Origin of the sequence: Candidatus Nitrosocosmicus franklandus, assembly GCF_900696045.1 — an archaeon.
Classification (GTDB): domain Archaea; phylum Thermoproteota; class Nitrososphaeria; order Nitrososphaerales; family Nitrososphaeraceae; genus Nitrosocosmicus; species Nitrosocosmicus franklandus_A.
The window spans coordinates 595,256-611,354 of record NZ_LR216287.1 but is presented as its reverse complement, the minus strand read 5'-3'; the positions used below and the strand labels follow the sequence as shown (position 1 = coordinate 611,354).

The 16,099-nt window shown below is 34.0% G+C and carries 15 protein-coding genes; 8 read left to right on the top strand and 7 right to left on the bottom strand.

From position 1 onward, the window contains the following. Positions 1-2: 2 nt before the first annotated feature. A complete protein-coding gene (locus NFRAN_RS02740) occupies positions 3-521 on the bottom strand; it encodes a PadR family transcriptional regulator (protein ID WP_134485601.1) in 519 nt (172 codons plus the stop codon). A 286-nt stretch (positions 522-807) separates the two neighbouring features. Between NFRAN_RS02740 and NFRAN_RS02735 the strand changes: the two genes are divergently transcribed. Together NFRAN_RS02735 and NFRAN_RS02730 are read left to right on the top strand one after the other, a co-directional pair. Beyond that, complete coding sequence (locus tag NFRAN_RS02735) at positions 808-1,290, top strand: 30S ribosomal protein S13 (RefSeq protein ID WP_134482973.1); 483 nt, start codon at positions 808-810, stop codon at positions 1,288-1,290. A gap of 16 nt (positions 1,291-1,306) precedes the next feature. After that, positions 1,307-1,816, top strand: coding sequence for a 30S ribosomal protein S4 (locus tag NFRAN_RS02730; RefSeq protein ID WP_134482972.1), 510 nt, complete (start codon positions 1,307-1,309; stop codon positions 1,814-1,816). A gap of 10 nt (positions 1,817-1,826) precedes the next feature. Here NFRAN_RS02730 and NFRAN_RS02725 read toward each other — a convergent pair whose 3' ends face one another. Continuing rightward, positions 1,827-2,810 (bottom strand): hypothetical protein, encoded by a 984-nt coding sequence (locus NFRAN_RS02725; RefSeq protein ID WP_134482971.1) that lies wholly within the window; start codon positions 2,808-2,810, stop codon positions 1,827-1,829. Between the two features lie 168 nt (positions 2,811-2,978). On the opposite strand from NFRAN_RS02725, the gene glmS reads away from it, so the two are divergent. Then, positions 2,979-4,754 carry a glutamine--fructose-6-phosphate transaminase (isomerizing) gene (gene glmS, locus NFRAN_RS02720; RefSeq protein WP_134482970.1) on the top strand — a complete coding sequence of 592 codons (1,776 nt, stop codon included), beginning with the start codon at positions 2,979-2,981 and terminating at the stop codon, positions 4,752-4,754. A gap of 63 nt (positions 4,755-4,817) precedes the next feature. After that, a complete protein-coding gene (locus NFRAN_RS02715; protein ID WP_134482969.1) occupies positions 4,818-5,555 on the top strand; it encodes a hypothetical protein in 738 nt (245 codons plus the stop codon). 15 nt (positions 5,556-5,570) lie between these two features. On the opposite strand, the gene NFRAN_RS02710 is transcribed toward NFRAN_RS02715, so the two are convergent. Further along, positions 5,571-6,419 (bottom strand): sulfurtransferase, encoded by an 849-nt coding sequence (locus NFRAN_RS02710; RefSeq protein WP_134482968.1) that lies wholly within the window; start codon positions 6,417-6,419, stop codon positions 5,571-5,573. 316 nt (positions 6,420-6,735) lie between these two features. Between NFRAN_RS02710 and NFRAN_RS02705 the strand changes: the two genes are divergently transcribed. Then, entirely contained in the window at positions 6,736-6,954 is a 219-nt protein-coding gene (locus NFRAN_RS02705) for a dodecin family protein (protein WP_172602067.1), read from the top strand. A gap of 40 nt (positions 6,955-6,994) precedes the next feature. On the opposite strand, the gene NFRAN_RS02700 is transcribed toward NFRAN_RS02705, so the two are convergent. Together NFRAN_RS02700 and NFRAN_RS02695 are read right to left on the bottom strand one after the other, a co-directional pair. Continuing rightward, on the bottom strand, positions 6,995-7,369 hold the full coding sequence (locus NFRAN_RS02700; RefSeq protein WP_134482966.1) for a response regulator: 375 nt from the start codon (positions 7,367-7,369) through the stop codon (positions 6,995-6,997). Between the two features lie 204 nt (positions 7,370-7,573). Further along, the gene (locus NFRAN_RS02695) at positions 7,574-8,668 is read right to left on the bottom strand and encodes a hypothetical protein (RefSeq protein ID WP_134482965.1); all 1,095 of its coding nucleotides are present in this window, start codon (positions 8,666-8,668) and stop codon (positions 7,574-7,576) included. A 92-nt stretch (positions 8,669-8,760) separates the two neighbouring features. Here NFRAN_RS02695 and NFRAN_RS02690 point away from each other — a divergent pair, with 92 nt between their 5' ends. Further along, positions 8,761-10,236, top strand: coding sequence for a sensor histidine kinase (locus NFRAN_RS02690; protein ID WP_134482964.1), 1,476 nt, complete (start codon positions 8,761-8,763; stop codon positions 10,234-10,236). A 99-nt stretch (positions 10,237-10,335) separates the two neighbouring features. Next, on the top strand, positions 10,336-11,190 hold the full coding sequence (locus tag NFRAN_RS02685) for a MinD/ParA family ATP-binding protein (protein WP_134482963.1): 855 nt from the start codon (positions 10,336-10,338) through the stop codon (positions 11,188-11,190). On the opposite strand, the gene NFRAN_RS02680 is transcribed toward NFRAN_RS02685, so the two are convergent. Then, the gene (locus tag NFRAN_RS02680; RefSeq protein ID WP_145987996.1) at positions 11,187-12,350 is read right to left on the bottom strand and encodes a hypothetical protein; all 1,164 of its coding nucleotides are present in this window, start codon (positions 12,348-12,350) and stop codon (positions 11,187-11,189) included. The two genes, NFRAN_RS02685 and NFRAN_RS02680, sit on opposite strands and share 4 nt — an antisense overlap. A gap of 725 nt (positions 12,351-13,075) precedes the next feature. Continuing rightward, complete coding sequence (locus NFRAN_RS13555) at positions 13,076-13,246, bottom strand: hypothetical protein (protein WP_172602066.1); 171 nt, start codon at positions 13,244-13,246, stop codon at positions 13,076-13,078. 598 nt (positions 13,247-13,844) lie between these two features. On the opposite strand from NFRAN_RS13555, the gene NFRAN_RS02675 reads away from it, so the two are divergent. Continuing rightward, positions 13,845-15,917: a tetratricopeptide repeat protein gene (locus tag NFRAN_RS02675; RefSeq protein ID WP_134482961.1), complete on the top strand. Its 2,073-nt coding sequence runs from the start codon at positions 13,845-13,847 to the stop codon at positions 15,915-15,917. The last annotated feature ends 182 nt before the right edge of the window (positions 15,918-16,099 follow it).

Below are 16,099 nucleotides of genomic sequence, written 5' to 3'. Positions count from 1 at the left end.
ACTTATAGTATTGATTTATCATTAATTTTGGTCTGTTCCGCTGAATTATCCGAGTTATTAAGTTTTTTTAGTTCATTAATAAGGAATTCTTTATACTTATTCTTTTCTTCTTCAGTCATCCTGTCTAAGTTTGAACTTAGGGTAGACCCTATTGCTGAAATGCGATCAATTAGATCCATTGTCATAAACCTCCCCATATTTCCTATACGGAACATTACTTCGAGGTGTTTTTGCATTATATTGTGAGCAGATTTAATATCTGATGCAATGGAGACCCCTTTTTTAGTAATTCTATATCTACCATTTTCATGCTCTTCTATCAATCCCTCTTCTAATAACCTTCCTAGTAACGGGTAAATAAGACCGGGTGATGGTTTCCATTTGCCTCCAGTTTGAACTATTGCTTTATCTATTATCTCCTTACCTGTCATTGGCTGTTCTGCAAGTAGTTCTAGAATATAATGACGAGAAAATCCTCGTGGAATAGCACTCCCTACTCTGGACAACCAATCGGATATCATCAATATGTATATATCGCTAGTGACTTATTAAAATTTTCTTTTTGAATTTAGTAGACTATTTTGTAAATTTCTACTATGTTTTACTATGACCTTTTGGATAATTTATCTATCCCTTTGTCAACTGATAAACCCATTATTATCTTCGTATTGGTCCTAACTGACGGATAACCGCCAACGACCTCGAGTAAATTCGTGATTCACAAAATATCTCGTTTAGCGTAGCAGAATATTTTATATCTAGTATGGTTTTTATTTAGGAAAACGACCTACATTTTTTATAAGCAAGTTGTCAGTTGAAGAATTTAAACACATTTTAAGAATTGCGGGAAAAGATATTGATGGTAGCAGGAAATCTGTGGTTGCTTTAAGCGAAGTGAAGGGCATTGGGTATAATTTAGCTCAAGTGATATTACAATCATTGAATATTAATCCATATCTTCGAGTGGGGTTTCTTACCGATAAGGAGCTTTCAGATATTGAGAATGCATTAAAAAATATTCGGTCTATAGGAGTTCCTAAATGGTATCTAAATAGACAAAAAGATATGGACTCTGGTGAAGACGTCCATTTAATAACTTCAGATTTGGATTTTACTCAATCTAATGATATTGAAAGGGAAAAATCCGTGATGAGCTGGAGGGGATATCGACACATGTTTGGATTGAGAGTCCGAGGACAATGTACGCGCACCACTGGTCGAAAAGCAACTGCTGTTGGAGTTAAGAAAGCCGCAGGTAAAGCGCCAGCTGGAGCTGGGGGCGCAAAGTAGTTAAAGGTGGCTGATTTTGGGAGACCCTAGAAAATCCAAGAAAGTATATAACAGACCACGAAGTATATGGACAAGCGATCAAATAAGTTCAGAGCTGTACATTGTTGGGTCATACGGCCTCAGGAATAAACGTGAGTTATGGAAGGCTCAAACTGAAATCGCTAGGATAAGAAATCAGGCTCGCGCATTATTGGCACTGGCAACAGACGTCAGACACGACAAGGAGACTCAATTATTGAATTATTTGTCGAGATTGGGCTTGGTTACTAACGAATCTACTCTTGATGATGTCTTGAACTTGAAAATTGAAGATATTCTTGAAAGGAGACTCCAAACAATAGTGATGAAAAAATCTAATCTAAAATCACCATATCAGGCGCGCCAGTTGGTTGTGCATGGGCATGTTAGCATAGGCAACAGAAAGGTAAATCTTCCTGGCTATTTGGTTAAGCGTGAAGAAGAGTCCCAGATCTTGACACATTTAATACCTACATCTGAAAATTCTGAATCAATTCCAAATAATTAATATTTGATTGCTATTTTTTTGAAATCTCTTCGATATCTACATAATCAATTTTTCCATCACTATCCATGTCATATCCTTGTACTACGGCCTCCCATTCATTTTCACTACCTGAATAGTCTGAAAAGGTTTTTTCACTAAAATTCGTTACTGCTATTACCGCTGATTTTGTACCGATCGACCTAACTCCTGCAATAAGTACTATCGACTTGTTGTGATTATACGGATTCTTAAATTTAGCGATGATCCCCAAACTGTCTAAGTGGTATAATTTTCCCCTACCATCTACCAAACCCGACCAGTAGTTTTCTTCATTAAACTTGATCGGTAAAAATCTGTTGAATTCTGAGGAAACAATATTAGTGCCTGGTCCTCCGATAATTATCAAATTATTGTCTTCCAATTCCTTTTCTGCTTTTGCATCCTCGTCAAGCTTGACTACAAATCCATTAGGCAAATTACAAAAATTTCCTAGAAAAAAGGCTAACTGGATAGCATAGTGCCCATCTCTAGCAGAAGTCTTGAAAATACCATGTGGGTTTGGAGACCCAACAATAATCAACCCATCAAAAATGTTATCTTGGTTGATAAATTCTCTCAAGAACCTTCTAACTATAGAATATTCTGCATTTCTTTTTAATTCCGCTTGATTATAGGCAAAAGATAGTGATTCTCCCCAGTCCAATTCAATACCATAAGCAGGCAGCGCAGTCTTGTACAATCTAGCAGTACCGCCTTTTACAAATTCGGTCCCTGATTCCTTTATAGCTCCTATTGTTAGTAACTTTCTAACGTAATAGTACGCACTCTGCTCATAAATATTTAATTCCTTTGCAATTTGTGCAGTATAAAGTGCCTTAGATGATAACAAATTAATGATTTTCCATGCAACTGGGTTTGAAAGAATCTGTATCTCTTTTTGATTATCAAAGATCAAGATTTCTTTTTCATAAAATTTCCCCCTTTTTTCATACGTTAATCGCTTGTTGCTTCCCATAAGAAATGCGTTATAAAATTTTTTTTACTGGTATATATATTTTGATTATACTTAGATTAAAAATGAAAATATTTTTCTCAATAAAGTATTTCGAAGATTATATAATTAATTATAACGGTAAAATTGAATTTTAATAAAGGTTTTAAATAAAATTCACCAATATTTACCGTGTGTTCAATTATTGGTTATAGCGGACAACTTACACTGGCAGCCCCACTTTTGGTAGAAAGTCTCAAAAAAATGGAGTACAGAGGATATGATAGTGTAGGCATTGCTACGTTGAATAAAGGTAATATTTTGGTGAGCAAAGGGGTTGGTAAAGTTGCTGAGGTAGATCAACAAATGCAATTGAATAAACTGCCTGGCGAAATCGGAATTGGGCACACACGTTGGGCGACTCATGGGGGCGTCACGGATACAAATGCTCATCCACATTATTCGTGTTCGGCAAATATTGCAGTTGTACACAACGGTATTATAGAAAATTATCAAGAATTGAAAAGTGAATTGGAGAAGGAGGGTCATATTTTTAAGAGTCAAACGGACAGTGAGGTAATTGCACACTTACTCGAAAGAGACTATGAGCAGTCTAATTCTAGTATCGTAGATGCTATGACTAACACGTGTAAAAAAATCAGGGGGTCTTTTGCATTTGTAGCAGTTTTTAACAATGGTGTGATAGCTGGTGCCCGATTTGATGAACCTTTAATCATTGGTATATCATCCGATGCCTTATTTTTGTCTAGTGACGTTCTAGGTTTTTTGAAATATACGGACAAAGCAATATTTTTGGATAATGGAGACATTGTAATAATCGAGGATAAGAAATACACGATCTTTGATGCCAGTCGAAAAAATGTAAACCGACCCGTAACACAGGTTGCTTGGGAATTGGGCTCAGCAGACAAGGGAAAATTTGCGCATTATACAATAAAGGAAATTCATGAACAGTCATCTACTATGCTAAAACCTCTTGAACCTTCAAATGATTTTGAAACCTTTTGTAAGTATATAAACAACGCTTCTAATGTTTACATTACTGGTAGCGGAACTAGTTATAACTGTGGACTGCTCGGTAAACTGTTATTATCAAAGTTTGCAAGAAAAAGGACAGAAGTATATATGTCAAGCGAATTTCAATACTTTTCAGATACTGTAGAACCAGACTCGGTGGTCATAGCAATTTCTCAAAGTGGGGAAACAGCTGATGTCTTACATTCCGTAAAACAGGCAAAGGAAAATGGAGCAAAGATTTTATCAATAGTCAACATTCCCACTTCATCTTTAGCTAGGATGAGTGATTGTTTCGTTACTCTTAACTGTGGTCCAGAGATTGGTGTGGCTGCAACAAAGAGCTTTCTAAATCAATTAATGATTCTTTATAAAATTGTCTATATTATCTCAGGTCAAAACATTCGCTTTGATTCGGCTGAATTAGTGAAATTACAAAAGTCAGTCCAAAGCGTCCTAGATTTAGACTTTAAGATTAGAAACATCATTGGTTCCTTAGATCATAATGTAAAGGATATTTACATTTTAGGAAGGTCAATCCACTATCCAATTGCTCTGGAAGGATCACTAAAAATTAAAGAACTAGCATACGTACATGCTGAAGGTATAGCTGCAGGTGAACTAAAACATGGACCATTGGCCTTAATTGATAAGGAATCAGTCGTGATTGTATTAAATCCCAATGATGAAACATATCGTGATGTGTTGTCTAGTACTAACGAAATAAAATCTAGAGGTGCTTTCATAATCGGGATCTCGGATTTGAAAAATGACTTGTATGATGTATTCATAGAGTTGCCAAAATTAGAAAGGTACCTCTATCCAATTGTGGAGATCATTCCATTACAGATGATGTCTTATTACTTAGCAGTTCAGAAACAATTAGATCCTGACTATCCTCGAAATCTTGCAAAGTCTGTTACTGTAAAATAATGGATGAAAATGTGTAATCTATCTATTCATATTTAAATAAAATCGTCACTTTATTCCACAAAGTTGAATTTAACAGACTTTGTGGTTGACAATTGTCGCTTTCCAAGTGATTGTTTGTATGATCTTGAAAATCTGGTTTGGGTTAAACTTGTTAAAGAGTCCAACCTAGGATCTGATGGGTTGAAAGAAGTCCTCATTGGAATCACTCCTGTATATACTTACATGGCTGGACGAATAAACAAGTTAAAGGTCAAACCAATCGGATCATTAATTCAAAGAAATAAGAGCATTGGATCCATCGAAAGCCTAGTCCATTTCGGAACCGTCCGCTCTCCTATTGAAGGTGAGATTAAGGAAATAAATTCCGATGCTGTTGAAAATCCGAAAATTATTAATGATTCACCATTTGGTAATGGATGGATGGCTAGAATTGTAACTTCTGATGATCCTGTTAGTAACAGATCTTTGAAGAAATTAGAAGACTGCAAGGAAGAATTATTGGTTCAAATTAAAAAATATAATGTTAAATGTTTCAAACTATTTCCTGACTTTCAAGTATTTGAAATTGGAACAGAATGTTCGACCACATTAGCAAAATTAGGTGAAATGATGAATAAATCTGTTAAAAAGGGTCAGGTAATTAGATTAGTATCAGATGATCCAACCGCCGATTTAGAACTTTTGAGGTGGGCAGAACATAATAAACACGAAATTATAGAAATTGTTAAGGAAAGAAATAGCGTTTCAAGCAGTGCCAACAGTTATTTGTTCAATATTATCATCAAAAAAAGAGGTGTTTGAGGTGATGTTTGATCGTTACTTCTCTATAGGATTACCTATCATATTTCCCCATTCAGTCCATGACCCATCATAATTTTTCACTTTAGGGTAACCTAACAAATATTTCAGAACAAACCATGTGTGAGAGGATCTTTCGCCAATCCTACAATAAGCTATAACTTCCTTCTCGGGCAAAACTCCTTGTTCTTTGTATAACTGTGTCAGTTCTTCCACAGATTTGAACGTTCCGTCTTCGTTTATTGCTTTTCCCCAGGGGATATTCTTTGCTCCGGGGATATGTCCTCCTCTTTGTGCATGCTCGGTTGGATATTCTGCAGGAGCTGTAACTTCACCAGTGAATTCGGCAGGTGACCTAACATCGACCAACACGCAATTAGGATTGTTTATTGAATTAGATACCTCATTCAGATATGTTCTAATATTTACATCTGGTTCTTTAGCTTTGAAATTACCTTCAGGGTATGAAGGGATTTCCTTATCCAATTTTCTGTCTTCCTCTAACCATTTTCTCCTTCCGCCGTTCATAATCCTTACATCGTTATATCCATAATATTTAAATACCCAAAATGCAAAGGCCGCAAACCAATTATTGAAATCGCCATAGAGGATCAAAGTAGTATTATCATTTACACCAATCGATCTAAGTAATTTTTCACAAGCTGATTTGGATATTATATTTCTAGTTACAGGATCATTAATATCTTTCTTCCAATCTAGTAACACGGATCCTGGTATGTGACCCAGATTGTAGTTAGCAGTGGGATCGTAATCTACTTCTGCAATTCGCACATTAGGATCGTTTAGGTGTTCTTCAGTCCACTTTGTATCTACCAAAACTTCTGGATGAGCATAATTTGTTGTCATATATTTAATTAAATAATTCTGCTATTTAAACCGTAAAAATTTCATTAAAATTATTGAATCACTTATTATGAGAAATATTTTATTTTCAAATCGACCAAGAATCATCGTCACATGTAATGATCCCTAATACTGTCATATTTACATGATTCGGTCCGTACTACTTCTCAATCAGTTTCATTAGTTTCTTTCATGTAAATTTCCTTTACATTTTGTTGTATGTTAGAAAACATTTTGATAATTTCAGAATGATTACATTAGTCGAAAATAGTCATTTGACAAAAATCATGTCGACTATATTTTTATGGTAGCACATTATATGTCTCTTATGGTATACAAATACATAGATATTGTCGGAACTTCAACATCTGGAATAGATGAGGCAGTAAAGAATGCATTTATAGAAGCATCAAAAACTGTAAAAAATATTCAGTGGGGTGAATTGGGCAGAGTTACCTTTAGGTTGGACGAAAATCAAAGTATCGAGTATCAGGCGGAGGTAAGAATTGGTTTTAAAGTCGAGAGGGACGCAGAATAAGAATACAATATTCAAACACACCAGGCTAAATATGCTTTAACTATTTTGGCTGCTTCAATCTATTCTCAACGATTTCTAAAAAACTATCTTTATTTATGGGCTTTCTTATAATACAGTTAAAACTCAAATCTGAATAAGATTTTATAATTGATTGATAGTATTCTTCAAATGCTGTAGCAAGACAAATCCTAATTTTACTATCCATTATTCTTATCCTGCTGGCCAGCTCAAAGCCATTTATCCTCGGCATTCTGATATCTGTAATTAATAAATCATATACACCTGGTTCAAATTCCTCTAGTAACGAACCTGGATCATTGAATATGGTTACTTGATGACCCACATCTTCCAGGCAAATTTTAAAAAATAATGCTGTCCCTACATCATCATCTACTATTAAGATATTATTTCCCATTACAGAATAAGTTAGTATTTGTGATACCAATTAAAATATTTTTACATTTAGGTACAAGTAATTTTCAGAAATGAAAATCAAACTTGGATTTTATAAAAAAAGTTGAATTGACGGATAGAAAAGCTTACAACCTATCTATTACAATAGATACTTTAAAGAGGTAAACACGATGAAAATGAATCTATTTTTCTGAATAGTTTATGTTTACTTTTCTACAAAACGTGAGATCAGTTCAGATATCGAGTCAGCAATCCCTAAATCAACGTGCTTTTCGAGCCAATTCCAATCTCCTATAGGATTAATTTCAAGAAAATGTATTTCTCCCTTCTTGTTAACCACTAAATCTATACTGGATAATAGTAACCCCATTTTCCTATTTAGATTAATGCACAATTTCTCCAAATTTTTTTCAATGGAGATACGCTCAAAATTTAAGAACTTTTCTTCGATTTTGTGAAGATCGGAGTAATTATTCTTATATTTATTAGCAGTAATTCGAACGGGGTAAACCTTTTGGTCGACAACTGTTATCCGAATCTCCTCACTAATGTCTATCCTTTCTTGAAGAATCACGGGAGCATACTTTAACTCATCTGATTCTAAAAAATGATTCGAATTGATAACGCTTGTAGGAAACCTATATGAATATTCGTCATATACAATTTCATGATGATGAAGTACTTTAGCAACTATATTTTTAGAACATTGATCAAAGAATTTTATTCCTGAGAAAGGAATATTTGTGATAGAGGTATCGGGTATCCTAAAACCTAAGTCCTGAGCGACTTTTAATTGATATAATCTATTTTCTGCTTCGAATGTATTCTTAGGATTGTTGATCCATTGACACATTAGTGATGTCTGCAAACAATTAAGTAATTGGTACCACTGTTGTTCAAAAAACATTTGATGGATACCATCAAGATATTTCAAAAATTTTGGGTCAAAGTATCTAAACAAAACCACTTTGATATTTTCGGCTAATATTTCTTTGTGTCTTAATTTTAGAAAAAGTTCTCTTTTGCTTCCGACCCTAAATTCAACGCCAAAGTCTAATGGAATATCTTCTTCATTAATCTTGATGTAGTCTATTCCATTTTTTAATAATTTTATTCCAATCACGTCTGCTTCAATATCTAATTTTTTTGTTAGTATCAATACCTTGGGTGAAACCTGATTACTTCCCGTATCACTGATGTTGAGTTTATCTAATAACTCTAGAGGATTAGTATTTCTTCTTAAAACATCTTTATAATCCAATTTTTGTAAAAAATTAAACATCAGTGGTCTTTTGGTCACATATTACCTTGATCCATGTGAATAAAAATTTTTTTAATAAAATAAAGAACGATTCAACATGTGAAGATAAGTTTATTTAATTATTTATATTAATGTTTAATATTCCAACCACGTCTGAATCAAACTCAAAAGGTGCAATACCCAAAATCGGTAAGAATTGTTACCTTTGCGGTAAACTAATAGAAAGTCAGGCAGAAACGTACTCTGATCTTTCAGAGGAAGGAATCAGGAGGTTTCACCATAAACATTGTTACAAGTTTTTTAATAGATTATTGTCCGTTTATGGTGATGATTTTTCTCATTTGGAACTGGATCGTGTCAAATGGGGTTTAGGATATGAAAGAGGAGATTTGCTCGAGCTATCCTTGTTCGATATAAAGAATTCTAAATACCTAAAGTCAGAAGTGGTTTCTGATTTAACATCCTTTAGACGTTTATTTTTGACAGAATTTGCTCGCGCAGATACATCAATCGACATTTTATTTTCAAACAGTCTAATATTTAGAAAATTTGGAAGCCTCTTGGATGGTGCGATCAAACCTTTGATAGAGAGCAAGTTTTTCAAAACCGAAATACGAATTCTCTTGGTTAAGAATAAAGCGGGTGTCGGGCTACTTGAAAAATTACATATTAGTGAAATACCGAATATTAAAGTAAATTATATCAATGATAATAAGAATAATTATTTCTTAGCTCTTTTTGATCGCTCTGTTACCTTTTTGTCTGAACCACGATTGCGTCAGGATGGGGATAACAATCGGAAAATTAATTATAAAAGGTATCTGAATATTGTTTCCAAAAAGGAATCAATGTCTTGGCATGCTGCAGCAGCATTTGAGAGCTTATGGAAGCAGTCGATTTTGGAAAGTAAAATTAAACATTTGTCAACTAAAATGAGAGAGGATGTTAGTCCCAATACTAATTATGTAAGAATTCTGGCTCACGAATTAAAGAATCCAATTCAACCCATCCTTGGATTCTCAGATATGATCCAAAACAATTCTCGATTGGATCCGGATCAAAAGAATGAACTTTTAAAAATTATTTCCAGAAATGCCAGAAAATTGGACATTATGACTAATAATATTCTTGATTATGCTAGGATGGAAAATAAAAATTTTAGACTAAACCATGAGACTTTTGATTTAATAAAGATATTACAGGAATTAGTATCTGATTATAGTATCCAACTGAATCAGAAAAAACTTGCACTGAATTTAAGGTATTTTGAAAAGCCTCTATATATTAAAGCAGATAAAGTACGAATTGTCGAAGTTCTAGATAATCTAATCGGTAACGCAGTAAAGTTCACTGAGAGAGGACAGATAGATCTAACAGTGGAAAAATTAGACAATTATGTTCATATGGAAATTAGAGACACCGGTTGCGGTATTGACGAAAAGAATCTTAACAAAATTTTCTCAAGATTTTTTACAACAGATAAGCTTGGAACTGGACTAGGTCTTTATATCTCTAAAATAATTATTACAAAGCATGGAGGGAGTATAAGGGCAATGAACAATAAAGATGGAGTGGGGAGTGTTTTCAAAATCGATTTACCGTTATGAAAATTGTCAAATTATCTCCAAGTGACAACCTTCCTAGTATATTAATTATTCTGCTGCAAATTGCAAAAGTATTTTAGATGAATACATGAAGTAAAGTGATTGGCAAGGTGTATTTCCTTTCACTCGTACAAAGGAGGTACCGGAAAAACCACTTTAGCCGCTAATTTTTCTTATTGGCTGGCGTCCAAGGGGTATAAGGTATATTTGCTAGATTTAGATTTTTATGCACCGAGTCTTTATTCATATTTTAACTTTGAACCACCGTATTGGATTAATGATTATTTAAAAAATAGGGCCAATCTTAAAGCGATAATGGTAGATTCTAGCAGATTCTTGGATACAAAGCTTGAGGGGGAATTGAAAATTGGATTTTCTAGGGGTGGAAAGGAGGATATTTATCAGCTGGAGGGTAATTTGCTTAACGATAGAGAGGGACAAGTTAAACAATTTAGAAATTTTATCGCAATGAGAGAGGAATTGCTTGTTGAAGAAAATGCTGACTTTGTTGTGATGGATACAAGTCCTGGCATACGATATTGGTCCATCAATTCTATTGTGATTTCAGATATCGTTTTATTGACACTTAAAATGGGTGATTTAGATTTAAAAGGGACCGTTAAAATGGTAAAAGAAATATATGGTTCCCTTATTGAACATGGGACTATTTGCAAACTTTTGTTGAACCGTGTATCGGGATATTGTGTACCATCTAGTATGACGGCGCACCGATCAATACAAATTGTTGATAATGATTCTTTTTTTAAGAATAAGATCGAACTCGAATTGGGAAAGATAATTGACAAATCCTTTGATATCGATACTCTGATTGAGATCCCGTGTTATTGTGATATTCAATTTAAGGAGAGAGAATTTTTGACTGCTAATCAGTTCCCAGATCATCCATTTACGGAAAAGATTCAAAAGCTTGTAACAGAGATAGAGAACATGAACTAGTTATTTCCTTTTTCTTTTGATTTAAATATGTTTATCGCCTCATCCAAATAACTTTTCAAGTCTTCTTCAGATTCCATGGTTTCTGAATTACTTTGCTGATGCAACTCTGATGAGTATTTTTTTGTCATCTTAAGGACCTTGTCCTTCATATTGTCCATCATCTGAGATTGGGCAAGATTACCCATTATTTCTAATTCTTTGTAAGCTGAATTCTTGATAAATCTCCTAACCTTAATATCATTAGATATTGCAATTATTGAATAGTACAATCCAACATAAAAAAGAATGGATGCAAAAGGAAGAAAAATGATATTTGGAATTCCATATGGAGGGAATGCTACACCCACTATTGTTGCATTTGCTGAAATGAACAACATGATGATTCCATAAGAGGCCATTTTCAGATATTGTTCAATAATCGATGAAATTTTTAACAAATTAGCTAATGACTTGAATCCTATTCCGAATAACATACCACATGCTCCTATTGAGACTGCTACAATGAAAATCTGAAGCATAAAAATGACGCTTTCATCAAAGTTCAGATTTTCCGAGAGAGAGTAGAGCTCGTCGTAATGATAAACAAACATAAAAAAAAACAGAACCAATGGTACTGTAATCAAAGTAAAGAATCGCAATTTGCCTATTTTCCTGATGTGGTGATGTAATAGGTATGCAGTGCTTATCCAGAACAATGCAAAATATACTATAATGGTGTATGATTGAACATTTATGACATTTTCCTTAAATATGCAATAGGCAGAGTTATCTTCGCACTCAAAATTAAAAACTACGGGAGTACTTAGATTGATCTCAAATGGTTTTTCAGAGAGTAATGTACTAAACAGTAAGATGGAAACAGTATTGTTTACAAACAGAAAAAATATTGCAAGTCCAAATATAAGGGCGAAATTGTTTTTGTTTTCCTTATACCATTTGAATAATTTGATACCGACGTATATACTCATCATAATTGTGGCGCCATAACTCGCTACCATAATTGCGTTTAAATTCAAAGTATAGAATTTATTTTCTAACATCACATCAAGCAATAAAATAATCGACAGAGAAAGAATTACTATTTGTAGAATACGCAGCACTGATTGATACTGTGTAAATATTGATTTTTTTTCGCGTATAATTAAAAAAACTGTTCTCATCACGATGGTGCTTCCTATTAAACAAGTAATCAAAAAGAAAATGAAAAATCCTATACCCAAAGGTGACTGTATATAGTTGACCGCTACATCTGTAATGGAGCCAACATAGAAATCTATAAACAATAAGACTATAAAAAGGGATATTGATAATGTTTGTAACCTTGAATTCTTATAAAAAGAACCAATACTGATAATAAAACCCAATAAGAAACATTACTGAGTCAGGTATTTGAATTTTTAGAAAAAGATCATTTACCTTCAATGGATTATACATGATATTATTTTAAATTATGCATCCTGTTGTCTCCATAAGAAAACTTTCATGAATAAAATCTGGTGCTACTCTATTTGTCAAAATTTATTTTATTTAACATAAAATGTAAATTGCCGTTAAACAATCATACAATTTATTGTATGTTAAATCAACAAGAAATTCACGGGTTCGTCTAATGATGATAATTTATTGCTAAGGATTTTTTTTAAATAGGTTGATTCAGAATCTAGTGAGAAATTGTAAGTATGCAATACCATATATTCCCGCTAACTTCTTATAGATGAGGTAACACTCTCTTTTATCTATTTGAAACTCCATCCTACCAGAGCCGCGGTATGGGTACGTCTTGCAGTAAGGTTTTCCACATATTATGCATTTATTACGTTCCAATGCAAATATACCTTTACCACTAATTAACTAATCTAAATGATTGTATAAATTAGAAAATATATTACCTCATCTTCAATGGAAAGGGTAGCAATCCATTCTTTGAGAACATTTTTATGAATTGAGCAATTTCCTCTTGTTGTTGGGCCGAGAGACCATTGTTTTGGATTTCATAAGTTTCTTTATTGATTTGACTTTCTAAAATGTTAGCAATTTCTTTTGTTATTTTATTCATACACCATATATTACTATAATAGAACTTATGAGTTATCATTATAGTAACAATATTCAAAAAAAAATCTGTGATCATAGTGGCTTTTGATTATTCAAATGAACCTTTAATGATCAAATTACATTTGAATAGTACATCTTACTTCATAATTGTATTATATTGCTAACATTCTATTTATGGATTTGGTATCATTACACAACTACAGACAATATCATGGCTTTACTTATAAGGAGTTCATTTTATAATACTCAATTTGATTTATCTTATTTTAACTGGCTTTTGAACGTTAAAAGTAATCCTGAAATAAAAACAGAGAGGTTAATGGTTTTAATATTTAGCAGTTTGCACAAAGTAAACCTGCAAACTCTGTCTTCTTGCCTAAAGGTTACTGCACAGTTAATTGATTCGTGTTGTTGCTGACAAGATTATGAACGACAATTCACCTTTTGGGACTTACCACTAACTCAAAATATGTCGCGAATTATAATTAATCAGTCTGCTTTCTACAAAATTTCTAACAAAAATTAAGAAAAATTTAATCGTCATATCGATGAACTACAATAGTTAAATAATTGGGATTGGTAATATAAATTGACATTTTTTGGAGAAAGATGAAAAATTTGACAAAACCCCCAAAACCGTTGATGGGGTGAATAATTATTATGACAATCCTAACTTGAAAGATAGTGAGGAAGGTTCTTTTAATAAAGTTGGTGATGATGATTATCATAACCAGATATCAATTAACAAGAATTCATTAGAATTACTCGATCCCAAACTCAGAGATGCATTTAATGAACTCAATAAAATTCTTAATAAGAAAATAAAGGGTATCAGACTCTCCGATCAGCATCGCGATTCTATTGAAGAACATATTCAGGAGTTAGTTCATCTAATGGAATCAATTCCTTCAGACGATCCAATTTCTCTAAAGATTGTTGATGAACCAGAGATAAAAATAACCCCTAAGGAAACCACTACTACTTCTTCCGATTTTGTTCGTAATGATGCCATCAAAGCAGAAACAACATCTGAGATAAATCCTCAGTATGCCGATGCTTACAACAACAAGGGTCTATCGCTATATTACCTTGGAAATAACCAGGAGGCCATAGCATGCTACGACAAAGCCATTGAGATAAACCCTGAATACGATCTTGCTTATTATAACAAGGGTATAGTGCTATCTGTGACAGGGAATAACCAGGAGGCCATAGCATGCTACGACAAAGCCATTGAGATAAATCCTCAGTATGCCGATGCTTACAACAACAAGGGTCTATCGCTATATTACCTTGGAAATAACCAGGAGGCCATAGCATGCTACGACAAAGCCATTGAGATAAACCCTGAATACGATCTTGCTTATTATAACAAGGGTATAGTGCTATCTGTGACAGGGAATAACCAGGAGGCCATAGCATGCTACGACAAAGCCATTGAGATAAATCCTCAGTATGCCGATGCTTACAACAACAAGGGTCTATCGCTATATTACCTTGGAAATAACCAGGAGGCCATAGCATGCTACGACAAAGCCATTGAGATAAATCCTCAGTATGCCGATGCTTACAACAACAAGGGTCTATCGCTATATTACCTTGGAAATCATGAGGCCATAGCATGCTACGACAAAGCCATTGAGATAAACCCTGAATACGATCTTGCTTATTATAACAAGGGTATAGTGCTATCTGTGACAGGGAATAACCAGGAGGCCATAGCATGCTACGACAAAGCCATTGAGATAAATCCTCAGTATGCCGATGCTTACAACAACAAGGGTCTATCGCTATATTACCTTGGAAATAACCAGGAGGCCATAGCATGCTACGACAAAGCCATTGAGATAAATCCTCAGTATGCCGATGCTTATTACAACAAAGGAATGTCTCTTTCAGCTCTATCCAAATTCGCAGAAGCCATTACCTCTTTTGACAAAGCCATAGAAAGTAATCCCTACTTTGCCGATGCTTATTACAACAAAGGAATGTCTCTTTCAGCTCTATCCAAATTCGCAGAAGCCATTACCTCTTTTGACAAAGCCATAGAAAGTAATCCCTACTTTGCCGATGCTTATTACAACAAAGGAATGTCTCTTTCAGCTCTATCCAAATTCGCAGAAGCCATTACCTCTTTTGACAAAGCCATAGAAAGTAATCCCTACTTTGCCGATGCTTATTACAACAAAGGAATGTCTCTTTCAGCTCTATCCAAATTCGCAGAAGCCATTACCTCTTTCGAAAAAACGCTAGAAATTGATTCAGATCATGTAAGGGCCTTAAACGGAGAAGCCTGGATTATGGCTTCTCAATTTCCTGATCGTTTGGAAGAGTCTTTAGAGGTCATTAAACGAGCATTGGGGATAGACCCGACTGACATCGATGTGCTGTATACATATGGTTTCATTTTGGAGAATTTAGGATCATACCAGGAATCTCTTTCCATATATCGACACATTTTAAAACAAGATCCACTTATTGCCGAAGTTTGGTATCGGTGCTTCCTTTGCAAAAGCATGAGCAGTGATAACGATTCTTCTTCTGACTCATTATTCTATCTCGATCAGGCTATAGACTTAAACCCTGAATACGCACAACTGGCTAGAGATAATGAACAAAAGAAAATCTCTGAAAAAGAACCTAGCTTTTCCATCCCCTTCATGGGGATCTAGTCCTAATAGATAAAATTAGTAACTAGATTTCTCTATTGTATGGAAAAAGTAACTATCCCAATACAATTGGACTATAATACTTCGTAAGAAAGCATTTGCAAGTAAATCTATCTTACAGTCGGGAACATTACAATCGATATTGAAATGTTAGAAAGTTTGAAAATCCCTTCTATAATTTTGGT